Source organism: Paenibacillus sp. URB8-2 (assembly GCF_013393385.1).
Classification (GTDB): domain Bacteria; phylum Bacillota; class Bacilli; order Paenibacillales; family Paenibacillaceae; genus Paenibacillus_AQ.
Map to the genome: position 1 here is coordinate 841,913 of NZ_AP023239.1, position 25,057 is coordinate 866,969.

Annotated in this window: 23 protein-coding genes; 20 read left to right on the plus strand and 3 right to left on the minus strand. The window is 50.9% G+C overall.

What is annotated here, in order from left to right; genetic code table 11:
* The first annotated feature begins 12 nt into the window (after positions 1–12).
* The 15 genes from nikC to PUR_RS03995 all read left to right on the plus strand — a co-directional run bounded on the left by nikC (position 13) and on the right by PUR_RS03995 (position 17,450).
* A complete protein-coding gene (nikC, locus tag PUR_RS03925; protein ID WP_179034116.1) occupies positions 13–912 on the plus strand; it encodes a nickel transporter permease in 900 nt (299 codons plus the stop codon).
* A gap of 28 nt (positions 913–940) precedes the next feature.
* Positions 941–1,924: an ABC transporter ATP-binding protein gene (locus PUR_RS03930; protein ID WP_179034117.1), complete on the plus strand. Its 984-nt coding sequence runs from the start codon at positions 941–943 to the stop codon at positions 1,922–1,924.
* Positions 1,921–2,886: an ABC transporter ATP-binding protein gene (locus PUR_RS03935; protein ID WP_179034118.1), complete on the plus strand. Its 966-nt coding sequence runs from the start codon at positions 1,921–1,923 to the stop codon at positions 2,884–2,886. The genes PUR_RS03930 and PUR_RS03935 overlap by 4 nt, the downstream gene beginning before the upstream one ends.
* A gap of 73 nt (positions 2,887–2,959) precedes the next feature.
* Positions 2,960–3,799: an alpha/beta hydrolase family protein gene (locus PUR_RS03940; protein ID WP_179034119.1), complete on the plus strand. Its 840-nt coding sequence runs from the start codon at positions 2,960–2,962 to the stop codon at positions 3,797–3,799.
* A gap of 16 nt (positions 3,800–3,815) precedes the next feature.
* Positions 3,816–4,925, plus strand: coding sequence for a PepSY-associated TM helix domain-containing protein (locus PUR_RS03945; RefSeq protein WP_179034120.1), 1,110 nt, complete (start codon positions 3,816–3,818; stop codon positions 4,923–4,925).
* Between the two features lie 74 nt (positions 4,926–4,999).
* Positions 5,000–5,419, plus strand: a complete 420-nt coding sequence (locus PUR_RS03950) for a DUF1284 domain-containing protein (protein WP_232101707.1) — start codon at positions 5,000–5,002, stop codon at positions 5,417–5,419.
* A gap of 154 nt (positions 5,420–5,573) precedes the next feature.
* Positions 5,574–7,115 (plus strand): bifunctional GNAT family N-acetyltransferase/carbon-nitrogen hydrolase family protein, encoded by a 1,542-nt coding sequence (locus PUR_RS03955; protein ID WP_179034121.1) that lies wholly within the window; start codon positions 5,574–5,576, stop codon positions 7,113–7,115.
* 12 nt (positions 7,116–7,127) lie between these two features.
* Positions 7,128–8,000: a carbon-nitrogen hydrolase family protein gene (locus PUR_RS03960; RefSeq protein ID WP_179034122.1), complete on the plus strand. Its 873-nt coding sequence runs from the start codon at positions 7,128–7,130 to the stop codon at positions 7,998–8,000.
* A gap of 190 nt (positions 8,001–8,190) precedes the next feature.
* Complete coding sequence (locus PUR_RS03965; protein WP_179034123.1) at positions 8,191–9,930, plus strand: sensor histidine kinase; 1,740 nt, start codon at positions 8,191–8,193, stop codon at positions 9,928–9,930.
* Between the two features lie 11 nt (positions 9,931–9,941).
* Complete coding sequence (locus tag PUR_RS03970; RefSeq protein ID WP_179034124.1) at positions 9,942–11,579, plus strand: helix-turn-helix domain-containing protein; 1,638 nt, start codon at positions 9,942–9,944, stop codon at positions 11,577–11,579.
* Positions 11,580–11,653: 74 nt separating this feature from the next.
* A complete protein-coding gene (locus PUR_RS03975; protein WP_179037734.1) occupies positions 11,654–12,616 on the plus strand; it encodes an ABC transporter permease in 963 nt (320 codons plus the stop codon).
* A gap of 9 nt (positions 12,617–12,625) precedes the next feature.
* The gene (locus PUR_RS03980) at positions 12,626–13,507 is read left to right on the plus strand and encodes a carbohydrate ABC transporter permease (protein WP_179034125.1); all 882 of its coding nucleotides are present in this window, start codon (positions 12,626–12,628) and stop codon (positions 13,505–13,507) included.
* Between the two features lie 59 nt (positions 13,508–13,566).
* Positions 13,567–15,147, plus strand: coding sequence for an ABC transporter substrate-binding protein (locus PUR_RS03985; RefSeq protein ID WP_179034126.1), 1,581 nt, complete (start codon positions 13,567–13,569; stop codon positions 15,145–15,147).
* Positions 15,148–15,246: 99 nt separating this feature from the next.
* Positions 15,247–16,071: a sugar phosphate isomerase/epimerase family protein gene (locus tag PUR_RS03990; RefSeq protein WP_179034127.1), complete on the plus strand. Its 825-nt coding sequence runs from the start codon at positions 15,247–15,249 to the stop codon at positions 16,069–16,071.
* 17 nt (positions 16,072–16,088) lie between these two features.
* Positions 16,089–17,450 carry an MATE family efflux transporter gene (locus tag PUR_RS03995; RefSeq protein ID WP_179034128.1) on the plus strand — a complete coding sequence of 454 codons (1,362 nt, stop codon included), beginning with the start codon at positions 16,089–16,091 and terminating at the stop codon, positions 17,448–17,450.
* Positions 17,451–17,552: 102 nt separating this feature from the next.
* Here the strand turns inward: PUR_RS03995 and PUR_RS04000 are convergent, their stop codons facing one another.
* Both PUR_RS04000 and PUR_RS04005 read right to left on the minus strand, forming a co-directional pair.
* Positions 17,553–18,299: a ThuA domain-containing protein gene (locus PUR_RS04000; RefSeq protein ID WP_179034129.1), complete on the minus strand. Its 747-nt coding sequence runs from the start codon at positions 18,297–18,299 to the stop codon at positions 17,553–17,555.
* Positions 18,286–19,359 carry a Gfo/Idh/MocA family protein gene (locus PUR_RS04005; protein ID WP_179034130.1) on the minus strand — a complete coding sequence of 358 codons (1,074 nt, stop codon included), beginning with the start codon at positions 19,357–19,359 and terminating at the stop codon, positions 18,286–18,288. The genes PUR_RS04000 and PUR_RS04005 overlap by 14 nt, the downstream gene beginning before the upstream one ends.
* A gap of 135 nt (positions 19,360–19,494) precedes the next feature.
* Between PUR_RS04005 and PUR_RS04010 the strand changes: the two genes are divergently transcribed.
* The gene (locus PUR_RS04010) at positions 19,495–20,385 is read left to right on the plus strand and encodes an AraC family transcriptional regulator (RefSeq protein WP_332107947.1); all 891 of its coding nucleotides are present in this window, start codon (positions 19,495–19,497) and stop codon (positions 20,383–20,385) included.
* Between the two features lie 20 nt (positions 20,386–20,405).
* Here the strand turns inward: PUR_RS04010 and PUR_RS04015 are convergent, their stop codons facing one another.
* Positions 20,406–21,230, minus strand: a complete 825-nt coding sequence (locus PUR_RS04015) for a nitroreductase family protein (protein WP_179034131.1) — start codon at positions 21,228–21,230, stop codon at positions 20,406–20,408.
* A 247-nt stretch (positions 21,231–21,477) separates the two neighbouring features.
* On the opposite strand from PUR_RS04015, the gene PUR_RS04020 reads away from it, so the two are divergent.
* The 4 genes from PUR_RS04020 (at position 21,478) to PUR_RS04035 (ending at position 25,045) form a co-directional block, all read left to right on the plus strand.
* On the plus strand, positions 21,478–22,224 hold the full coding sequence (locus tag PUR_RS04020) for a FadR/GntR family transcriptional regulator (RefSeq protein WP_197970123.1): 747 nt from the start codon (positions 21,478–21,480) through the stop codon (positions 22,222–22,224).
* 57 nt (positions 22,225–22,281) lie between these two features.
* A complete protein-coding gene (locus PUR_RS04025) occupies positions 22,282–22,959 on the plus strand; it encodes a DUF2271 domain-containing protein (RefSeq protein WP_179034133.1) in 678 nt (225 codons plus the stop codon).
* A 20-nt stretch (positions 22,960–22,979) separates the two neighbouring features.
* Positions 22,980–23,837 carry a shikimate dehydrogenase gene (aroE, locus tag PUR_RS04030; protein ID WP_179034134.1) on the plus strand — a complete coding sequence of 286 codons (858 nt, stop codon included), beginning with the start codon at positions 22,980–22,982 and terminating at the stop codon, positions 23,835–23,837.
* 182 nt (positions 23,838–24,019) lie between these two features.
* A complete protein-coding gene (locus PUR_RS04035) occupies positions 24,020–25,045 on the plus strand; it encodes a LacI family DNA-binding transcriptional regulator (protein WP_179034135.1) in 1,026 nt (341 codons plus the stop codon).
* Positions 25,046–25,057 lie beyond the last annotated feature (12 nt).

Sequence of the window (25,057 nt, forward strand, 5' to 3'; positions counted from 1 at the left end):
GGAGCGTAAGCAATGAGTAAGAGCTCAATCCTTCTGATGAGCCGAGAAACAGAGGACCCTGTATATCATCGGCGCTCGCCGTGGACATTGATGATTCAGAGGTTCAAAAAAAATAAACGCGCCATCGTAGGATTATGGATGGTTGTCATCTTTGTATGTATCGCAATTTTCGCGAGATGGTTAGCGCCGTATGATCCGATTGCGCAAAATATGCAGATTATATTGAACGCTCCTTCGCTGAGCCATCCGTTCGGGACGGATGAATACGGCCGGGACATTCTATCGCGGGTGATTTACGGAGCGCAAATCTCCTTGATGGTTGGAGTTGTCGGGGTGCTGATTTCCATCGTATTCGGTGTGGCTCTCGGCACAGTTTCGGGTTACTTCGGCGGCAAAGCCGACATTTTGATTATGCGGATTATGGATGTGTTCATGGCGTTTCCAAGCTTCCTGCTTGCGCTCGCTATTGTCAGCGTACTCGGCCCGGGCATGGTGAATGTGATGATCGCGATCGGCATCTTCTCGATTCCCGCCTTTGCGAGGATTTCCCGCAGCTCCGTCCTGTCGGTGACCGGCAAAGAGTACATTGAGACGGCGAAATCGATGGGCTCGGGTCATATGCGCATCATTTTCAAGCATGTGATTCCGAACAGTATCGCTCCAATTATAGTCTTGTCCTCGATGCGTATAGCGACGGCCATTCTTACAGCCTCTGGACTAAGCTTTCTCGGTATGGGCGCCCAGCCGCCGACGCCGGAGCTGGGGGCGATGCTGAGCTCGGGCCGGGATTATTTAAGATCCGATCCTCATGTCAGCACGATCCCCGGCTTGGCCATCATGTTTATGGTCTTGGCCTTTAATATGCTGGGAGACGGGATACGGGACGCGCTCGATCCGAAAATGAAGCTGTAAATGCCGTGCACAAGGGGGAGGGTAGGCTTTGGAACGTGAACTGCTGGCGATAAAAGGGCTCAAGACTTATTTTTATACGGATGAAGGGGTGGTTCCGGCCGTTGACGGCGTAGACATCACCATCCGGGAAGGGCAGACCGTAGGCGTTGTCGGAGAGTCCGGCTCAGGAAAAAGCGTCACCTCCTTAACGGCGATGCGCTTAACCCCGGGGAAAGTAATGGAAGGCTCCATTCTGTTTGACGGCAAAGATCTGCTCGCTTTATCCGAGCAGCAAATGCAGGATGTCCGGGGCAATGAAATGGCGATGATCTTTCAAGAGCCGATGACTTCGCTGAATCCTGTGTTTACAGTCGGGCAGCAGATTGGAGAAGCGGTCAGGATTCATTTAAAGTACAGCAAGAAGCAGGCTAGAGCCCGGTCCATCGAGATGCTGAAGCTGGTCGGCATCCCGAGACCGGAACAGATTGTCGACGAGTATCCCCACCGTCTGTCCGGAGGGATGAGGCAGAGGGTAATGATCGCGATGGCCATGGCGTGCAATCCCAAGCTCTTGATTGCCGATGAGCCGACAACCGCGCTCGATGTAACGATTCAGGCGCAAATTCTGAACTTGATGAAAGAGCTGAAATCGGCGCACGGTACGGCGATTCTGCTCATTACGCATGATCTTGGCGTTGTGGCGGAAATGTGCGACCGCGTGGTGGTTATGTACGGAGGCAAGGTTGTGGAAGAAAGCGACGTGATAACGCTCTTTACAGAGCCGAAGCATCCCTATACGCAAGGGTTGATGAAGTCGATGCCGACGCTGGACTCGGAGGAGACGCGGCTTTACTCGATCAAGGGAAGCGTGCCGGCTCCCGGCAGCTTGCGGGGGGGATGCCATTTTGCTCCCCGCTGCGAATTTGCGATGGAGGTCTGCCGCAGACAGGAGCCGCTGCTTACGGAAATCGGGCAGGGACACTTCACAAGATGCTGGCTCCATGCATCCGGGGAAGGGGAGGAATCGCCATGAGGCAGTCTTTGGTTGAGGTCAGAAATTTAAAGAAGTATTTTTCGATTAAAAAAGGGATCTTTGGCCGGACCGCAGGCCATGTCAGAGCGGTGGACGGACTGGATTTCACGATTTATAAGGGGGAAACCCTCGGTTTGGTGGGGGAAAGCGGCTGCGGTAAGTCTACAACGGGAAGAACGCTTCTCCAACTGCTCCATCCGACGGAAGGCCAGGTCTATTATCAGGGAAGAAATCTGGTAGGCCTGTCTCCGGCCGAACTCCGGAAGGTCCGCAAGGATATGCAGATGGTATTTCAGGACCCGTACGCTTCCCTCGATCCCCGCCTTACGGTCTTCGATATTATTGCCGAGCCGCTGGAGATTCACAACGTTACCCAAGGAAAGGAAAAAATACGGCGGGTCGAGGAACTGCTGAATACCGTCGGCTTAAGCGGCTACCATGCCAAGCGGTATGTGCATGAGTTCAGCGGCGGACAGCGGCAGCGGATCGGGATTGCCCGGGCGCTGGCGCTAAACCCCATGCTGATTGTCGCCGACGAGCCGGTATCCGCCCTGGACGTATCCATTCAGTCCCAGGTCATTAATCTGATGCAGGATCTGCAGGAGCAATTTGATTTGACGTATTTATTTATCGCCCATGATTTAAGTGTGGTGAAGCATATCAGCACCCGGATCGGCGTGATGTACTTAGGAAGGCTGGTGGAGCTGGCCGACAAGCGGGACCTGTTCGATTCCCCCAAGCATCCGTATACCCGGGCTTTATTGTCAGCCGTCCCGTCGCCGAGTCCGTTAATCAAAAAGGAGCGGATTGTGCTGCAAGGGGATGTTCCAAGCCCGGCCAATCCTCCTGCGGGCTGCACATTCCACCCGAGATGCAGCGAATGCATGGAGATATGCAAGACGGACAAGCCGGAGCTTAGGAAAGTGGAGGGGCGATACGTCGCCTGTCATTTGTACTCTTAATGCGAAAGTGAGGCGGACAAGCCGGGGCCGGAGTGTATCACCGGAAGATATCAACTAACGGAGGAGACAGGGCATGAGATTAGACGGACAGCCATCGATAACGCCGGCAAGCGGCGCAACTTCGTTATATGCATGCCAATACGATCAAAGGTTTTCTTACTGTGCCTATATTCCAAGCTCATCTAACGATACCGGCCCGCGGCGGCGCCCGCTGCTCGTCGTGATTCACGGGACGGACCGTTCCGCTCAGCGGTACAGGGACGAGTTTCAGGATTTTGCCGACAGCACCGGCGCCGTTGTCCTGGCGCCGCTCTTTCCGGCAGGCATCGGAGAACCGGGAGAACTGAACTCATACAAGATGATTAAGTACCGTGACATTCGTTTCGACCGCGTATTGCTGGCGATCATTGAAGAGTTTACGGCCCGATATGGAATTTCGCAGCGGCAATTCCTGCTGTTCGGCTTTTCCGGCGGCGGACAATTTGTTCACCGTTTCTTTTACCTTCATCCTGACAGGCTGCTGGGGGTATCGGTTGCCGCCCCGGGTAACGTTACGCTGCTTGATCCCTTCATGGATTGGTTTACGGGAACCCGCGACTTTAAGGAAGAATTCGGTATGGATCTCCCCATAGAGGAGATGCGCCATGTTCCCGCCCAATTGGTGATTGGAAGCGAAGATAACCAAAGGCTGCCCAGTGGCAAGGAGCATCCCTTTTGGCTTCCGGGCGTTGAGATTGCCGGGAATACGCGGCTGGAACGAATCCGGTCGCTGAGGGATAATTGGACATCGAATGGGATTCGCGTCCGGTATGATGAAGTTCCGGGCGCTGCCCATGAAGGCATCAAGCTGTTGTCTCCTGTGAAAGATTTTCTGGCGGAAACATTGAATGCGAATGACAACCATTTCAAATGAAGAAAGAAGGGATTATATGCAGATTAGAAAAGTAATCCTCAAAATTCATCTGATTCTAAGCTTGTTGGCCGGGCTATTCATTGTCGTTCTCTCCTTGACAGGCAGCGTTCTCGTATTTAAAAACGAGCTTACCCAAACCATGTATCCGGAGCTGTTTAAAGTGACCAAAGGGGAGAGGATTTCTTATCAGGATGCACAAAAGTCCATTTTGGCCCAATATCCCGAAGCGCAGTTTCTGAGAATTTACACCCCCGATGAACCGGTTACAGGCGGCGCGTTCCTGTTCTGGATCAATAATGATGGCGAAAGGGTGTATGTATATTTGGACCCTGCCACCGGGAACATACTCGGAACGCTGGATGAGAGCGCCTTTCCCAATAAGCTAAGCGTGTTTCATCGTAATTTACTGCTGGAAAAGTATCACGGGTTTGAGATTGTCGGGATCGTCGGCTTCATGTTCACGTTCATTCTCATATCGGGTCTTTACTTATGGTGGCCGGGAATCAAAAGTATGGCGCAGGGCTTCAAACGAAGGAAGGCCTCGAATCCGTATATTAAAAAGAATGACCTTCACCGGTTAATCGGGATTTATTCCATCCCTGTCCTCTTGATCATTGCATTCACCGGCGCCGTTTATCCGTTTAGCGAGAAGATATTAGGCTGGTTCGGCACAGGCTGGACGCCGCCGGCCCAAAAACTTGCCGTTCAAGTTAAGCCCGAAGGCAGGCTGCCTGTGGACGAGCTGGTCCGGCTTGCCGAACAGACCACACCGAACAGCAAAGCAACCCTCATTATTCTGCCTACTAAACCGGAGAAGAACATTGATATCCGTCTAACCCGTTTCTACGATCCCGGAGCCGGACATACCGGAAATGTGAAGGTGTGGATGGACCCGTACAACGGAAAGGTGCTGGAAAAATGGGACCCCAAAATCAATAACGTGTTTTACCAAACGTGGGTATTTCCTCTGCACGTCGGCTCTTATGGAGGGATAATAACCAAAGTCTTGTACTCCATCGTCGGTTTGATGCCTTCCATATTGATGTTTACCGGTATCTATATCTGGCAGTATAAAAAAAGACGGCGAAAAAAACAGCAGGCCGAGGTTCAGCTGAACGCGTCGTAAATAAATCATCTTCCTTAATGGTTGTAGAACCCTCTTCCTTTCAGTAAGCTGAATATATAAGGGGGAAGACTGAAGTGACGATACGACTGCGCGGGCACCATCTGCTCTGCCTGCTGGGATACCGCGGGATGGGATATTCCGCGGATTTTTGCGTGAACATGACGGGGATTTATGAGACCCTTCGAACGAAGCCGGATACCCGGATCGAAATTGTCACAGGCGTAGACGATATTTGCCGTGCGTATCCGCCGGATCAAGATAATCATTGTGATGGAACTGTGCATGAACTCGATCAGGCGGTTTTGACCAAGCTCGGACTTGCGCCCGGCTATCAGGGAGAGTGGCGGGAGGTGTGCGGGTATGTAGCCAGGCAGGTGGAGCCTTCCGACATCGAGAATTTATGCGTAACCTGTCCGTGGAAATCATATGGGGTATGCCAAGAGGGCGTGAAGCTCGTTAGAGAAGGACTGCCGCTGCCCAAGATTGAGCCATAGCCTAAGAAGCCAGTGGGTATACTCCCTACAGAAGACCAGCCTGCATGAGCAATTGCATGATTGGCACTATTTATGTTTCTTTCCATGCGCTGCGGGATAATTAACGGTAAAGAGTTGAACTGCAGCACACTTTACTGACGAATGGGGAGTTACTATGGCGGATGACGGGCATATTTCACCATTTGAAAAAAAGATCATTATACGCAGAATTGAACGCAAGGATTTTGACGATATTATTGAGCTTCAAAAGGTATGCTTCCCGAGCATGGAGCCATGGAAAAAGAGTCAGCTCGAAAGCCATATCCGGATTTTTCCGGAAGGGCAGTTATGTGTGGAATACGATTCGCGCATTATCGGGTCTTGTTCAAGTCTAATCGTCAATTTCAACGAATATTTGGAGCAGCATACGTACGACGAAATCACGGATAAAGGCTATATTAAAAACCATAATCCAAACGGTGAAAATTTATATGGAATGGAGGTTATGGTTCATCCGGACTTCCGCCGCATGAAAATCGGAAGACGATTATACGAGGCCCGGAAGCGACTGGCGGAGGAGCTCAATCTGAAGAGCATCATCGTCGGGGGCCGGATACCGGTTTACCATAAATACAGCGACAAGCTGACTCCGCGGGAGTATGCCGAAGAGGTGCTGCAGAAAAATATTTATGATCCCGTTCTTACCTTTCAAATGATGAACGGCTTTACTCTGAAACGGATTATTACGGATTATTTGCCGGATGATAAGGAATCCATGACCTATGCCGCTCTGCTGGAGTGGAACAACATTGAGTATAAGCCGAAGAAATCCAGAATCCATAGTAAAATGTCTTTTCCCGTACGGATTTGCGTAGTGCAGTACATGATGAAAAAGATTGAATCCTTTGAGGAATTCGCCACGCAGTGCGAGCATTACGTGGATGTCGCGTCTGATTATAAATCCGACTTTGCCGTGTTTCCGGAGAATATAACGATGCAGCTGCTTTCATTCCTCGAAGAGAGGTCTCCAAGCCTGGCCGTACGCAAATTGGCGGAATTCACCCCGAATTATATGGAACTGTTCTCCGGACTGGCCGTTAAATACAATGTTAACGTTATTGGAGGGTCCCATTTTGTCGAGCGAAACAACCGGATTTACAATGTAGCTCATTTATTCCGGCGGGACGGTACGATTTCCGAGCAGACCAAGCTTCACATCACTCCCAATGAGCAAAAGTGGTGGGGAATCAACGGCGGGAATGATTTGGAGGTGTTCGATACCGATTGCGGGAAGGTTTCCCTTCTCCTCAGCAATGACATTGAGTTCCCGGAGGTTTCGAGAATTGTAGCTGAAGAGGGAGCGCAAATCATTTTCGTGCCGTATTGCGTGGAAGACCGCCAGACCTTCCTTCGGGTAAAATACTGCGCACAGGCAAGAGCGATCGAGAACCAGGTGTTTGTGGTGACATCCGGAACCGTCGGAAACCTGACCCACGTCGACAATGTCGATATCCAGTACGCGCAATCGGGCATTTATACACCGTCGGATTTCTCTTTTTCGAGGGACGGGATCGCCGGGGAATGCAGTGAAAATACGGAAACCGCCATTATGGCGGAAGTGGATCTGGAAGTGCTGCAACGTTACAAAAAAACGAAGGACGTGCTGACGATGAGTGACCGGAGGACGGACATCTATTCGCTTCACGTCCGTTCGTAGAGAGGACAGCTAATGACACAACTTAGAATAGCCGTTATGCAGTATGGGCTGAGTCCTATCCAAACGGAAGCGCAGTTTTGGGACGGACTGCAGTCCAGAATCGATGAGGCTGTGAAAGAAAAGGCCGATCTGCTTGTCTTTCCCGAGTACACGACGGCCCATTTGCTGTCCATCGTTCCCGCCATGAGCTATGAAGAGGCCTGCGGGTATCTAGACGGAATTACGGCGGTGTATCGCGACTTTTTCCAGTCTGCCAGCGCAAAATCCGGCATAGTCATCTTGGCGGGAACCCATATTTGCAGAGATGAGCGACGGTTTGTGAATAAAGCGTCGCTGTTTTTCCCCGACGGCCGGGTGGAAACGCAAAACAAGCTTCATCTGACTCCGGAAGAGCAGCAGGATTGGAAGCTTGGGCATGGGGATGGATTGAACGTGATTGGGACTCCGTGGGGTAAACTGGCGATTTTGACCTGCTACGATATCGAATTTCCCGAGGCGGCCAGAATCGCTGCTGATAAAGGAGTAGAGCTTATCTTGTGCCCTTCCTATACGGAGACCGTCAGCGGCTATTACCGGGTAAGGAATACCTCCCAGGCGCGAGCCATTGAAAACCAGTTGTTCGTCGCCTTGAGCGGAATTGTCGGAGAGTTGAAGGAGAAGCGCTCCCAGGTGGATCGGGGGTATTGCCAGGCGGGGCTGTTTGCGCCCTGCGACTTTCCTTTTCCTCCGGATGGCGTGATCCAGGCAGGGGTGGTTAATGAGAGCATGCTGGTAATTGCAACCGCCGACTTTTCGATGCTTCGCGAGAACCGTGAACGAGGTACCGTCGCTCCGTTTTACGACCGCAGACCCGCCCTATACCGGAAAGAAAACGAATGGATTTGAAAAGATGGAAGGCATATCGTAAAACATTTTACGAGGCCTTCTTTTTTATTTGGACAAAAGGGGTTTCACTGTTTCCACATGAGATTTTTGATGTAATTTTTCTGGTTTTAGTTTAGCATATAGAGAAGAACGTAAACGCTTACTCTGGAAGTTTTCACGGTTCTTTTACATTACAAGGTGAGGGATAAACATGAGGATTAAAACGAATACGCTGGGGTTTCGGCTGATACTACTTTTTGCCGCCATTATGATACCTATTCTGGCTGTTCTTTTTGCAGCGGGCTATTATGCCAAGGATGTCGTGCTCGCACAGGTGTCCAAATCTTATCAGAATCTGGTCAACTCCAATCTTCAGATGATCGAAAAGAGCCTGGATGATATTACGACGAATATGATTGATATGGTCGATCACGACGAGAATTTCCAGAGGTTCGGGCGGCCGGGCCTTTCGGATTCCGATTATTATTTTGCCCAGATGGGACTGATCCAGCGAAACCAAGCTTATCAAGCCTATTACCACACCGTCGATATGTTCTACGCCTACTCCAGGCCGAATGATGTGCTGGTCACTTCCAACATCCTCGGCTCTACGGAAAGCTATATGGACAATATCAAAAATTGGATTACCGGCTCCATTCATCATCCGAAATCATTGGAGAAACTGCTCTATAAATGGTCGATTGTCCGGATCGGAGACGAGTATTTTTTTAACCGGATCTTAAGCGACGATCTCACCAATAACGCCTATATCGGGGCCTTGATCAATATCAATTCACTGAAGTCTGCTCTCGGGAGCCTCAATCTGCAGGCAGGGGGAGATGTCCTCTTTGTCGCCAACGACGGAATTGTACTGTCCTCTCCTTCTGCGTCCCTCGGCGAAGGCTTCCGGCTTCCGGCGGATAAAATGAGCAAGAATTCTTCTTTTTCGTTAACGGAGGAGCACAGGCGGCTCTTTGTCATCTCCAGCCAATCTCCCGAGATTGGAATCAATATGGCGATCGTTCTTCCTAATTCCGAGCTGCTGCAGGGACTGAATGAATTTCAGACTTTGGTGAATCTGCTGCCGCTGTTCGTCTTTCTGATTCTGCTGCTTTATCTTTATATCTTCCGCCGAACGGTCATTCGGCCCATCCTGAAACTGCTCAGCGCCATCCACCGGATTCGGGGCGGCGCGATGGAGACGAAACTGCCGGATTCCAATCTGGTCGAATTCCAAAGCATCAATCATGCCTTTAACAGTATGGTAGAGGAAATTCAATACCTGAAGATCGATGTGTATGAGGAGAAGCTGAATGCCCAGAACGCCGAGCTCAAGCATTTGCAGACGCAGATCAATCCCCACTTTTTTCTTAATACGCTGAACATTATTTACCAACTGGCGGAGCTGCAGCGGTATGAACTCGTGAAGAAAACGGTACGCCATCTGGTGCAGTATTTCCGGTTTATGCTGCAGTCGAAGAGAGATACGATCACGCTCGGCCAAGAGATGGAGCATATCCGCAATTATCTCGAAATTCAGAAAATGCGCTATCAGGATTCCTTTGACTTTGACATCCGGATTTCGGATGAATGGCTTGGCGCCTGCATTCCGCCTCTGCTCATTCAGCCTTTTGTGGAGAATGCCATGATTCACGGCATGAGCCTGAAAGGCGAGTCTTTTACGCTTCAGATTACAGCGGGTCCCTATGAAGACAAGGAAGGGCTGATGCGCATTGATGTGCGGGACAACGGCAAAGGCATCCCGGATGATAAGCTGGAGGAGCTGAATTCCCCGGAATATGCCCCCGCATCGGAAGACAAGCATATCGGGATTTGGAATGTGAAGAAGCGGATAGCGATGCGTTATGGGGGAAAGGCCAAGATTGATCTCTGCCACAACGAACCAAAAGGATTCCGGGTACGGATGATTCTGCCCATCGAATATATTTGAGGAGTGAGAAAATGACAGAAATGCTGATTGTGGATGATGAGAAATTTGCGGTGGAAGGAATTTGCCGCTGCAACGACTGGAAAGCGCTTGGAATAAACGAAGTGCACACAGCCAATCACGCCGATGAGGCAAGGGAGATTATGCGGGACCGCCGGATCGATGTTCTGATTTGCGATATTGAAATGCCTGATGAAGACGGATTGTCGCTGGTCCGGTGGGTAAAAGAGTGCTCTCCCCACACGGAGTCCTTGTTCCTCACCTGCCATTCGGAGTTTGCTTATGCGAAGCAGGCGATCAATCTCGGAAGCTTCGATTATTTGCTGAAGCCGGTAGACGGGGAGGAATTGGCCGGGGCCGTCACCCGCATGGTGCAAGCCATTAAGGAAAAGGAAGAGCATGAGCGCTACACCGAGATGTACCGTAAATACTATTCGCTGTGGAAGAAACAGAAACCGCGGCTCGTAGAACGCTTTTGGCAGGATCTGTTGTCCCGGAGGCTCCTTTCCTTCGGCGATTTTCTGGAACGCGCGCTTCAGGATGCGCAGATTGATCTGCATCCGGACGACAGGGTGCTGCCTATTCTGATCAGTATTGAAGAATGGAATAAGCCTATGGATTCCCGGAATCAGGAAATCATGGAGTATGCGGTCAAGAAGGCGGCGGAGGAAATTTGGCTTGCCGGCCAGCCTGGAGAAGTCATTACGGACAAAGCCGGCGTGATGTTCGTCGTCGTGTACGCTTCCGGTTCAGCGGAGGATGCCGCAGCAGCAAGCAAGACGGATTCCAGCTTGGATCGATGGATACAAACAGGCAGTCGTTTTATCAACGTGTGCCGGGAGTATTTTTATTGTTCGGTGACCTGCTACGTGGGCAAATATGCCCTGCTTCAGGAGTTGCCCGGTCTATGCGACAATTTGAAAAATATGGAGCGTGACAATATCACCGGAACGCAGTCCGTTCTGCTATATACTCCCCAGACTCTTCAGGCTTTGCCCTCCGCCGGTCCGGGCGAGATTCATATTTCGGAATGGGCCAACTATATGCTGAACGGGGACAAGGAGATGATGATCCGGCTGATTCACCGGATTGTCGGCAGACTGGAAGCGACGCCGAATGTTCAGGGGAAGCATTTGTCGACCCTTCATCAGGATACGCTGCAGATTATTTATCATTTTCTTCAGGTTAAAGGGATCAGCGCCAATCATGTTCCCCAGTTTCCGATGTGGGCATCGGCCCAAATCCGCAGCTTGCGCCATTATATGCATTGGGCGGAGAGCCTGGTCTCCGCCGTAATGGAGGCGGCCTTTGAGCCGGATGAAAGGGACGGAGTCATCCAGAAATCCATCCGGTATATCCACCATAATGTGGAGGAGGACCTGTCGCGGGAGGATGTGGCCGCTCACGTCGGACTGAATCCCGCTTACCTGTCCCGGCTGTTCAAGAAGGAAACCGGACAGAACCTGATCGACTTCCTGATTGAAGCCAAAATGAACCGGGCGAAGGAACTGCTGGACACCACAGGCATGACGGTCAGCGCCATCGCACAGCAGGTGGGCTATTGCAACTTTTCCCATTTCACCAAAATGTTCAGGAAGCAATTTGAAGTAAATCCGCAGGAATACCGGAATGTCACAAAACGAATAGACTGAGGTTACAAAAACGGTGGGGACGATCCTTTGCCAAACGTATAATGAAGCCATACCAAATCAAAGAGGGTGGACTTATGGCTTCGGTAGAGGTCTTGGAAGCAAAGGCTTCCATAACGCGAAGTAAGACAAGAAAAGGAAAGCTGTGGAAGTACCGGTCGCTGATCATTCTGGCTTTGCCCGGAATCCTATTAATGTTTATCAACAATTATTTGCCCATGTTCGGCATTTTCCTGGCGTTCAAGGATCTGAATTACACCGATGGCATTTGGGCCAGCAAGTGGGTGGGGCTGGACAACTTCAAATTTCTGTTTGCTTCCAACGATGCCTGGGTGATTATCCGGCATACGATTTTTTACAATCTGGCCTTCCTCATCATCAACACCGTACTGGCCATATTGCTGGCTATCTTGTTGAACGAAGTCAAGAACAAGGTGATGTCTAAGTTCTTTCAGAGCACGGTTATTCTGCCGAATTTCATCTCCATGGTTATTGTCGGCTATCTTGTATACGGTTTCCTCAATCCGGATCTCGGTTTTGTCAACAAGTTCATCATGGAACCCATGGGCTGGGAGCCGGTTAACTGGTACGCCACGCCGGAGCATTGGCCTTATATTTTAACGATTGTAAACACCTGGAAAAATGTCGGCTATGCGGCCGTTGTTTATCTGGCGGCGATTATCGGCATTGATCAGGAATATTATGAAGCCGCTGTCATTGACGGCGCGAGCAGATGGAAGCAGATGACGAATATTACGATTCCGCTTATCGCTCCGGTCATTATCATCCTGACGGTGCTGGCGATCGGCAGAATCTTCAATGCGGACTTCGGTTTGTTCTATCAGGCAACGATGGCGTCGGGCATGCTGAAGTCGACAACGGATGTTATCGACACTTATGTGTACAACGCGCTGATGGTTACGGGCGATACCGGACTGGCCTCGTCGGCAGGCTTGCTTCAGTCGGTGGTCGGCTTCATCCTGGTCGTGTCGGTGAATCTGATCGTACGTAAATTCAGCAAAGATAACGCCTTATTTTAGGAGGGAAATATGTCGACACAAAAACGGACTCACCCGCTGATCATCGCGGTTCTGTCACTCTTCAGCCTGGCCTGCCTGATTCCGTTCTGGCTCGTGCTGATGATATCCATTGCCGATGAGAAAGAAGTATTGAAGCACGGATACAGCTTCTGGCCCCAGAAATTCAGCTTTGTCGCTTATCAATTTCTGGCGCAGGACGCCGAGAAGATTCTGAGAGCGTACGGAGTATCCATTTTCGTTACGGTGATAGGCGTCGTCGTCAGCTTGTTCGTCACTTCGGCGATGGCGTTCTCCATGTCCCGTAAGGACTTTCCGCTAAGAGGCGCACTCAGCATCTACATCCTGATCACGATGCTGTTCTCGGGCGGCCTGCTTCCCTGGTATCTGGTGTACACGCGATTCCTCCATGTGCAGGATACGCTGCTTGCCCTGATTATCCCCGGCTTGATCGGCGGCTTTAATGTCATCATCATGCGGACCTTCTTTACGAACAGCATTCCGCCGTCGCTGATTGACTCCGCCCAGATTGACGGAGCCAGCGAATACAGAACCTATTTCAGCATCATTCTTCCGCTTTCGCTGCCGGTTATGGCAACGATCGGCCTGTTCATTACCGTATCGTACTGGAATGACTGGTTCACAAGCCTGGTCTTTATCCAGAATGAGAAGCTGTTCTCTCTGCAGTATTTGCTGAACAAAACCTTGATGAATGCTTCGTTTCTCCAGAGTATCGCCAATAAGGCTTACAGTTCCACAGCGCAGGTTACCCAGCCTCTGGAATCGATCCGCATGGCCATGGCCATGATTGCGATCGGACCGTTGGTGCTCGTATTCCCGTTCTTGCAAAAGTATTTCGTGAAAGGGCTTACGGTAGGGGCAGTGAAAGGCTAATACCGGGACAAACCGGATTAGTATATAGAAATATTAGACGAACTTAGGGAGGTTGCAATATGAAATGGTTAAAGAAAGGTTCCGTCATTCTGTCTTCACTTATGCTGACGGTTGCTATGACGGCGACAGGATGTTCCAGCAGCAATAACAGTGGCAACGCCAATTCACTCCAGGCATCCAGCGGCGGAGACAGTGCAGCAGGCGGGCTTAAGCCGTATGAAGTGGTTATGGTCTTCCCCGACGCGCCGCAGAAGGATAATGAGCTGGTTCAGAACGCAATGAACGATTATCTGAAAAAGACCTACCCGGACATGAACGTGACGGTCAAGCTGAATCCGATCGATTGGGGAGCCTGGAGCGACAAGACGAATCTGATGATGGCCTCGGGCGACAAGTTTGATACGATTTTTACCGCGGACTGGCTTGGTTTCCAACAGGAGGTAACCAAGGGGGCACTGCTTCCTCTGGATGACCTGCTTGCGAAGTACGGACCGGACATCGAGGCAGTGGAAAAAGATTATCATGATCCGGCGAAACGCGGAGGAAAGCTCTACGGCATTCATACCCATCAGGAACTGGGCGGCGCACAGGGCATTTATCTCGATAAAGCGCTGGTCGACAAATATAAATTTGATCTGAGCGCGTTTAAATCGGGCAAGGTCGAAGAGCTGGAACCGATGTTGAAGACGATTAAAGAGAACGAGCCCGGCATCACTCCGCTCGTTATGCCGAGTTACCCGCTAGACGCCTATTACTCCTCCGGCACGCTGGATCAGATCGGCAATTTAGCCGCTTTGAATGTGAAGGATACGGCGCCTGATGATTTCACCGTCACTAATATGTACAGCACTCCGCGCTTTATGGAACTGGCCAAGATGACCAACAAATGGTTCAAAGCCGGATATCTTAACAAAGATGCCCTGACTCCGGGTCTGGATGCCTGGAAAAAAATTCAGGCGGGCCAAGGTTTCGCGCTTGTAGGGGATATGGACATCCTGGCAAATATGGAAATCGGCTCGGTATCGAAATCGCCGAACGGTTCCCTCAAGGCCGGAAGAGAAATGCTTCAAATTCCGCTCAATGTCGACAGATTGCAAACCGGTAAAATGACGGCGACGATGCAGGCGATTTCCAAAACGTCCAAAGACCCGGAACGCGCGATGATGCTCCTCAACCTGTTCTTCAAGGATAAAAATCTGCTGACCTTGTTCAACTTCGGTATTGAAGGAACGCACTATGTGCTGAAAGACGGCCAAATTGCCCTGCCTGATGGCAAGACCAACAACGATGTCGGATTCTATCATGATATTATGTGGCAAATCGGGAATCAGATGCTGAATTACACTCGGGTAGGCGAAGATCCGAACAAATATCAGAACTATGAGAAGTTTAACGCATTGGTTTCCGGTAACCCGTCCCGGATATTCGGATTCGTCTTTGACCCGGAACCGGTGAAGAATGAAATGATCACTATCGACAATGCCAACAAAGCATTCGTAGACGGTATCAAGTCCGGCCAGCTCGATCCGGAGGAAAATCTTCCGAAGCTGCTTGAGAAGCAAAAAGCGGCAGGCGCTGATAAAGTCATCGCCGAAGCGCAAAAACAGCTTGACGCTTGGCGCGCGGCAAACGGCAAATAAGAAGGGAAACATATGGGGATCGGAAAGGGCATAATCTCTAGGGATTATGCTCTTTTATACTGGTTAAAGAATTAACGCTAAAAGAAGGGCAGTTGATCTATGTTTCCGTTCAAATTATCTTTAAACGCATCGACCCTGTTTCCGTTCGGGTTAGGCATTAAGGAGCAGCTTCGCATTGCTGCCGAAGCGGGATATGAAGGCTTCGAAATCTGGATTCGCGACCTGGAAGCTTATGTAATGAATGGCGGTTCCATTCGGGAGCTGAAACGGTATATCGCCGACACCGGAATCTCTTTCGTAAATGCAATCGCTTTCTTCAAGTGGGCCGATCAATCGCCGGAAGTAAGGGAGGACGGATTAAGGCAGGCCGAGCGCGAGATGCACATGCTTGCCGAGCTGGGCTGCCCTGCCGTTGCGGCGCCGCCTTTCGGCGAGGTGGAGCAGGTCACGCTTGATGAGATGGCCGTGAACTATGCACGGCTGGCAGAACTCGGCGATCAAACCGGAGTCGTGCCTTACCTGGAGTTTTGGGGAAGGGCGAAGAAGCTGGCGAGGCTCAGCGAAGCGATCTATGTCGCAGCGGAAAGCGGGCGGGTGGACACCCGGATTTTGCTGGATCCGTTCCATATGCACACCGGAGGAAGCCGGCTGGAGGGTTTGTCCTGCCTGAACGGAAACCGGATCGGCATTGTCCATGTGAACGATTACCCGGCCTCGTCCGATCCGCTGCTCGTTACTGACCAGGAGCGCTTGTTCCCGGGTGACGGTGCCGCGCCATCCTCGCGATTGGGGGAATTGCTGCGTCAAATCGGGTACACCGGCTATTTGTCATTGGAGCTTTTTAATGAGGATTATGGCGATATGTCTGCCGTGGAAGTGGCTTCGCACGGAATCAACAAAATCAAGAAAGCCTACGGGACATAAGGAAGAAGGCGTCTAGCATGAACAGAAGCCAGGCAGGGAGCTTATCCCTGTTTGCTATTTCTTGGCCGATATTTATTGAATCCGCCCTCCAAGTGCTCTTGCGGACGACGGATACACTGATGCTGAGCAAGGTTTCGGATGAAGCGGTTGCCTCTGTCGGCGTGTCCAACCAGATTATCATGTTTGCTTTGCTGACATTCAACTTTATCGCACTGGGTTCTACCGTTGTCGTCACCCAGTATCTCGGTTCCCGCCGGACGGGAGAAATCGAGAAGATCGTGGCTTCATCGCTCGGAATCAATTTTGTATTTGGCCTCCTTATGAGCCTGATTGTCGTCTTGTTCAGCGGGAAGCTGCTGCATATATTCAATCTGGGGCCGGACCTGTTTGAAATGGCCCGCACTTACTTGCTGATTACCGGCGGAGCGCTTGTACTGCAGGCTTTGAACACGGTGACGGTCGCGATTATTCAATCCCACGGATTTACCCGGCACACGATGATGGTAGCCGTCGGGATCAACCTGCTGCACGTCTTCGGCAACTATATGTTTATTTTCGGTCCCATGGGGTTTCCCAAGCTTGGCGTGACGGGGGTAGCGATCTCAACGAACGTAAGTCAGTTGATCGGTTTAACGATCAATTTGTTCATCCTCCGGAAGGTGGTCGGCATTCCTGTTCAATGGTTCAATCTGATTCATTGGAAACGCGAGCTTGTGTCCAAAGTGCTGCAGGTCGGCATTCCTTCATCAGCGGTCAATTTGTCGTACAACGTAAGCCAGATCGTGATCACCTCGTTCATTACGTCGCTTGGCCCCATGATGCTGACCACCAAGATTTATACGCAGAACATCACGTTCATCGTCATGATCATCGCCGTATCGATTGGAAGGGGCATCCAGATCATCGTAGGTCATCTGATAGGGGCGGGCGAGCGTGAGGAAGCCTATAAGCAAGTGCTCCGCAATCTGTTCCGCAGTATGTTGATTACGCTTACGGCCGTCGCCATAATCTGCTTCTTCCGCTTTCCAATGCTTGAAATGTTCACCGAATCGAAAGAGATTATCCGGATGGGGGCCACTCTGATCCTGCTGGGCTTCCTATTGGAGCCGGGGAGAAACTTCAACATCATCTTCGAGCGCTCCCTACAGGCGGCGGGCGATGCGCGGTTCGCCATGAAATCGGCAATCCTCATTATGTGGCTGTTCAGCATGCCGCTTATGTATCTGCTCGGGATTCATCTGGGTTATGGCCTATACGGCATATGGGCCGGATTTATTATTGATGAGTGGGTGCGGGGACTGGTCCTCTATATGCGCTGGAGAAGCAGAGCATGGGAACGCAAGGCGCTGATGCCCTGCGCAGAGGAGGTTTCGGTCTGACAGAATGACATTCGCGGAAGAATTTCTTTCGGTAAATGGGCTTAAAAATAGGGTGCCGGGACAATGGCTGTCCGGGCACCCTTTTTCAACTTATAAGGAAGATTAGCTGAGAACGGTGTTCTCCCGCAAAGGTTCAATGGGGGCTACGCGGCCGTACGATATATTCGCCCCTTGCGTCGGAGCCGCCCAGTGTACGGCGTTCTTAATTACATGCAGCACCTCCGGCTGATGGTAGATCGGGAAGGTCTCATGCCCCGGCCGGAAATAGAAGAGCTTGCCTTTGCCCCTGCGGTAGCAGCATCCGCTGCGGAACACTTCGCCGCCTTCGAACCAGGAGATGAAGACCAATTCGTCCGGGGCCGGAATTTCAAACCGCTCCCCGTACATTTCCTCCTTGGGAATTTCGATATACTCACCCAGCCCGTCGGTGATGGGATGGCCGTGTTCAATGACCCACAGCCGTTCTTTCTCACCGTCGTCCCGCCATTTAAGCGCGCCGGTCTTGGTGCCCAGCAAACGTTCGAATACCTTGGAGCCATGCCCCGAATGAAGAACGATGAGGCCCATTCCTTTTAGAACCCGGTCCCTTACTTTATCCGCAATATCATCCCGGACCTCGTCATGCGCCATGTGGCCCCACCAGATGAGCACGTCGGTATTGTCCAAGACATCATCTGTTAATCCATGCTCCGGTTCGTCCAGCGTCGCCGTTGCGACTTCCAGGCCGGGGGCGGTTTTCAGATAGCCGGCAATGGCGTTATGAATCCCTTCAGGGTAAATGCCCGCCACTTGCGGATTGACCTTTTCATGCCGGTATTCGTTCCACACAGTTACTTTAAGCGTATTCATTTGCGATAACCTCCTGTTTGATGGATACCCATTTTTGTTCGGTAAAAGATTCAACGATAGCGTCAACGGCCAGTTGATTAATATATCCGTCCGCCATTGTGGCGTTCTTGCCGTCTCCGCGGCCATTTAATAGATTAAAAAAGGCTTGCATTTGTCCCAGCTTGAACGAATCGGGAATCTGCACCTGGCGGAACTGCTTATCTTCCTTGTCGGCCAATTTCACCAGCAGCGTATCTTCTTCATCCAGATTATACACAAGAGCGCCTTTGGTTCCGTAAATCTCAATTTGCTGGTAATTTCCGCGGCCGTAAGCAAATCTCGAGATGTTCATGGTGGCGGAGATTCCGCCTTCCATTCTGGAAAGGACATGGCAATAGTCATCGACGTCAACCGCTCCTGTGCCCGGTCCGTCCAGAAGATTCCGCTCATGGATGATCGTTCCGGCATCGGCGAAGACGCGCTCTGTATCACCGACCAGAAAGCGGGTCAGATCGAGAATGTGGCAGCCGAGATCACCCATGGCTCCGGAGCCCGTAAGCTCCTTTTGAAATCTCCACACCAGCGGGACCTCCTCTTTAATGCCCCAGCTCTGAAGATATTGGCTGTATACATGATGAATGGTTCCCAGCTTGCCTTCTTCGATCAGCCATTTGGCGTACCGCGCGGCTGTTTTGTAGCGATAAGAGAAGCAGATCATATGAGGGATGGGATCGCGCTCCAGTGCTTCCTTGAGGACCGCCGCTTCTTTGGCCTCCAGAGTAACCGGCTTTTCAAGGGCGAAGGGCTTGCGGTGCTCAATTGCGGCCAAAGCAATGGCAAAATGATTGTAGTTCGGCGTGCCGATCGTTACGGCGTCCAGCTCCGGATCTTTAAGCAGATCAGCATAGTTCAAATAGGTGCGGGACTCCGGGATATTCCACTCCTTGCTTCGGGCGGCCAGCCGTTCTTCATTGCAGTCGCAAATGGACCAAATCTCCGCGTCTTCGCTTTCCAAGATCCCTTTGCTGTGAAAGTCGGCGATTCCGCCCAGTCCGATCATACCGATTTTTAATTTCCCCATATTCATCATCATCCTAACGGTTAAGATTGGTGGAGACTCCTTTGTCAGTATAGTCTGTGATAGAATGAATGAGGATGGCGAATCTAGACTCTTTTTGTACAATAGCGACTTTTGGAACGATTTAAGCTGATGGGGGTGCTCTGCTTGCTGGCCGTAAATATCGATCTCGTGCCCCGCATCACATGGATGGGGTTTGTTTCCTATAAGAGTCCGTGGATTCATTTCAAGCGCAACGTGAACGAGTACATTATGTATCTGATCAAGAGCGGCGAGCTCCATATTGAAGAGAACGGGCACCGGTATGTATTGCAAAAAGGGGATGTGCTGATCCTTGAGCCCAATCTGGATCATGAAGGGTTCGAGAAGCATACATGCGACTACTACTACATTCATTTCAAGCATCCGGATATAACGCATCTTAGTGTGGAGGACCCGGAGTCTTTTGCCAAAAGATTTATCTTCGAGGATCAAGGCGCCGAAGAGAGCGTCAAATGTTGCTTTCCGAAGCACTTCACCCTTACGGACAAATCGGTTCTGTCCCAGATCTACAACAGCCTGAATGAAATGCTGCAGCTGTACCGGCGCAAAAATTATAACCGGAGCCTGACCGCGCTAAAGCTGTCCGAGCTGTTCATTCTGCTCTCGCGCGAGAGTCTGCTGGAGGAGCTGCAGAACAACCGGAAAAGGACAACGAAAGCGATTATCAAGGCTCACGGTCTTTTGGATTACATCCACACCAACTATCAGAGTAAAATCACAAGCCGGGATATCGAAGCCCTATTCGAATGCAATTTTGATTATTTGAACCGAACGTTCAACAAGCTGACGGGCCACTCGATCACCCATTATATCAATAAGGTAAGAATCGACCAGGCTCAGGAGCTGCTGCAGGCCACGCACTTAAGTATCGGTGAAATCGCCTATCTCGTCGGTTTTGGGGACATCTATTATTTCAGCAAAGTATTCAAGAAATATGCCGGACTGTCGCCCGCCGCGTACTACAAGAAGATACGTGAAGAGGAGTAGAGTATCTCCCGGCAACTGAATTAGTGGAATGTCTCCGTATCGGACTCATAAAAACTGACTTCCAACGGGTTTCTATCCACTAATCTTGGATAACGATACTTCGGGCTGCCTACCATAACGGCGCCTGTTATTTTCTTCCCCTCGGGAATATTGAATAATTTCAACAGCGGGGAATGATCCTTGAGCGCAATCTTCTCAAATATTCCGGCCCAACATGAACCTAATCCAAGCGTTGGCGCATACAGCTCCAAATAGGCCAAGGAAAGAATGGAGTTTTCTCTGCCTCTTGGGAAATTCTCATCAGCAATGGCCAGAACAAGAGCGGGGGCTCCCCGTAAAATCGTGTCGATCCCATTCTCATGATAAGGCTTGAAAAAGTTATCCCGTCCCTGACTGAGCTGGGCATCCCTTTCCAATTCTTCAACTGCCGTTGCAACAGCCCGGCTAATGACATCCTTATTGTCAATTATTATGTAGGAGACGCCCTGCAGATTGCTTCCCGAAGGGGCATAGTGAGCGATATTAACAAGCTGTATCAGCTTTTCTCTTGGAACGGGAGCGGCTTTATAGGACCGGATGGAACGTCTGGAGCGAAGGAAGTTTTCCGCTTCCTCGGGGCTTAATTTAGGCAGCTTTTTTGAACTCGTTTGATCAGCAAGCGGTGTTTTCTCGTTATCAATAGCTTCTCTGGGACAGACCGCTACACAATGGCCGCAGGCAATACAGTTTTGTGGAAAAACTTCTTCTGGACCATTTTCTCCAAGCTTCAATGCCTGTTCCGGACACTCGCTTATGCAAATCCCACACTTCGCACATTTGTCTTGATCTACCATTATCAAACTCATGATTCTTCCTCCTTCAGGAAATCGCATTCCGAGTCACCCTATCCGGGTGGAGTAAGCATTGCCATTTGATCTCTGAATCCGATGATACAATAAAACCCAACATAAATAAAATGAATATTAATCATATGATTCATATCAAAAATGGTATGTAAAAGATCCTCTCCTTCCTTGACCTCTCCCATAGAGCGTTGTTACAATGGTTATACCACTATTGGTATAACCATTTTGAATGCGGAGGAGCGACCCTATGCCGCCGGCGGAGAAACAGAACATCAGAGAATACGTGATTCAGCATATTTTGGAAAGAATTGAGCGCGGCGAGTTGAAATCCGGCGATAAGCTGACCAATGAGCGCGAGTTGTCGGAACGGCTTGGCGTTAGCCGGGTTCCGCTTCGCGAAGCGATTTCGGCGTTGTCGACGCTGGGCATTCTGGAGGCCCGCCAGGGAGAAGGCACGTTCATCAGCGAGTATAACCCCGGCGCGATTGGCAAAATCATCCGGACGTACCGCTTATTTGACCGTTCCCTGATCGAGGAGATTTTTGAAGCGAGGGTTCTTCTGGAGGCCGATGCGGCCAGGCTGGCCGCCGTGAACCGTACCGACGAGGATTTAAGCACAATTAAAGAGGCTATGTTCAGGCATGAAGAAACGGTGCGCCGGTATTCGGAGAAAGAGGCGGATATCGCAACCGTTCTGGAATGCGACAACGAGGTTCATTTGGGAATCGCCGCCGCCGCTCATAACAATTTCTTTCTGCAAATCATCGATACCGTTCGCCATGCAGGGCAGAGCCGTCATATTTTTGCCGAAAAATACACGGTGAACCCGCATCACTTTGAGGAATCGGTTGCTTATCACGGCAGCATTGTCCGTGCCATCGAGCAGCGGGACTGCGAGGCCGCCTACCAGGCGATGAGAGAGCATATTCTGCACATTCGGGCGGCGCTGGACGTGGACAAGCTGAAAGAGGATTTCGACGGCAAAAGGGAATAAGCATCGAAGCGTAGACCTCACTTTGTGGGGCTATCATTCGAAAAAGGAGTCTTGGTCATGAAAAGAATACAGGGTGCCGGGCTGCTAGTGACGGCGCTTCTTCTTGTGCCGCTCGCGACGGCTTGCGGCGGGAGCGATCTGGCGGCATCAAGCAGCCGGGAGGCAAATTCACTGACGGGGACGGCAGCTGGCTCATCGCTGGCTGCTCCCACGGGCAGTCCCTCTGCCGCCGGAGTGCAGGCTGCCGCAGGAGGCGCGTCCCGGAAGCTGGAAATCTCATTTCCTTTCGTCCGTCAGGACGGAATCGCGACCAATCAGTTCGCCGTATGGGTGGAGGATGGCAAAGGCCGGTTTGTCGCAACGCTTTACGCCACCCGGTTTATCGCTACCGGAGGGTATAAGCTGCGGCCGGAGGCCATTCCGACCTGGGTGAAACATTCGGGGCTTGCGAAGGCTTCTTCGGAAGAGGCGGACGCGGTCTCGGGAGCGACGCTTTCCAGCGGTCCGCTCAAGTTTACTTGGGACGGCAAAGATCGGTACGGACATCCTGTTCCGGCGGGAAATTACCGGTTCTATGTGGAGGGAACGACCCGCTGGGAGAACCGGATCTTGTATGAGGGAACGATTGCGGTCGGTAAAAAACGGGCGACGGCGAAAGCTGCGGTCAAATATACGACCGAAGAAGCAACACAGAGCGGCATGATTGGACAGGTAACCGCCGTGTATACGCCTTAAAGAGGAAAGGAGATCAGCAGATGGAAAAGAATTACCGATCGGAGCTTGTAGGGGCTTTCGGCTGTCCGATTGACGAGAATCCTACCGGAGTCATGGAAGAGGCGGCTTTTCAAGCGAAGGGTCTAGACTACCGGTATTTGACGATTAAAGTAAACGAGGGCGATCTTGAGGATGCAATGAAGGCGGTGCGCGCCTTTAACATGCGCGGAATCAACCTGACCATTCCCCATAAGGTCGAGGCGCTGCGCTATCTGGACGAGCTGTCGGAAGCGGCGGAATTGATTGGCGCCGTCAATATGGTCGTGAACACGGACGGCAAGCTGTGGGGAGAGAATACCGACGGCAAGGGCTTCCTGACTTCACTGAGCAATGAAGGAATCACGGTTGAGGGGAAAACGGTCACGGTGCTCGGGGCGGGCGGCGCGGCGCGGGCCATCAGCGTGGAATGCGCGCTGGACGGCGCGGCCAAGGTAAATATCGCCAATCGCGGCGCCGAGCGAGGAACCGAGCTGGCCGCACTTATTAATGAACGCACCGGTGCGGACGCGGAGTATCTCTCTTGGGATACGGCGCTCAAGGTGCCGGCGGACACCGATATCTTGATCAACGCCACTTCGGTGGGGCTGTATCCGAACGTCAACGACAAGCCCGATGTGGACTACAATACGATCAAGCCTGAAATGACGGTCAGCGACGTGATCTTTAACGATCCCCACACCTTGTTCTTGTGGGAGGCGGAGCGGCGCGGGGCGAAGACGATCAACGGATTGGGCATGCTGGTCAATCAGGGGGCGCTTAATTTCACCTTGTGGACCGGCGTGGAGGCTCCCATTGATGTCATGACGCAGACGCTGAAAAATGAGTTTGGACTAAAATAAAATCATCGTGCCTATTATGAAAAGTGAAAATTGATGAGAAACCCGAGCGAGCCTAAACCAGCCTGCCCGGGTTTTTTTGGATAAATTATTGCATGAAAACGATTTCTTTGATATATTGTTACCATGAAGTTTACTAGCTGTTAAGTAAAATTATTAGTAAATAAAAGGGGTTGATGAGCAGGATGACAAGGATTAAGGATGTAGCCGAGTTCGCCAATGTCTCAACGGCCACAGTATCCAGAATATTGAACAATGATCCTTCCCTTTCAGTTTCCGGTGAAACGAGGAAAAGAGTTCTGGAAGTGGTAAATGAATTAAACTACAAGCCCGGAAGAAGAAAGAGGACCAAAGCGGTTCAGGACAAAGACTCCTACAACGTAGGCCTTGTTTTGACAAATGATGAAGCCATAGATCCTTATTTCATGTCCATCAGACAAGGCGTCGAGAGCGCATGCGATGAATATTCGGTGAAAATCGCCTCGGTGTTCAATATCGGCAAAAGTAATTTTTCCTCCGACAGCATGGCCCAGCTTGATGGCCTTATCGTTCTGGGTGATGTGAACAGCGAGGAACTTCAAGGCGTGTACAGCCACAACCCTAACATTGTTTTTGTTGATTTTTTACCCGAGGAAGTGAATGTGGATGTCGTGATTTCCGATTTTGAAACCGCAACCCGTAAGATTTTGGACCACCTGTTTAGTAACGGTCACAGTCAAATTGCGTACATCGGCGGAAAGGGTTTAATCCGGAGCATCCATAACGGAAGAACGATTGAGAAAGATGATATCCGGCTGAAAACCTATGAGAGAGTGATGAAAGAGAAGGGGCTTTTTGAAGCGGATAATGTTCTGGTAGGGGAATTCGGACCAATGAGCGGATATACCCTGATGAAACAGCTGATCGGCCAAAAATCCTTTCCGAGCGCGGTTGTGATTGCCAGCGATCCCATGGCGATTGGCGCCATGAAGGCGCTGCATGAGGCGGGCCTAAAGGTTCCCGGCGATATTTCCATTTTCAGCTTTGACGATATCGTGGCTTCCGCCTTTTTGAATCCGACGCTGTCTACGGTTAAAGTCCACACGGAAGAGATGGGAAGGACCGCAGTCAAGCTTTTGGTTGACCGGATGAAGAACGGCAGGGAGCTGCCGCTCAAAGTCATTTTGCCGACCGAACTCGTTGTGAGAGAAAGCAGCGGCCCCTTATCATAAAAATCCATTAGG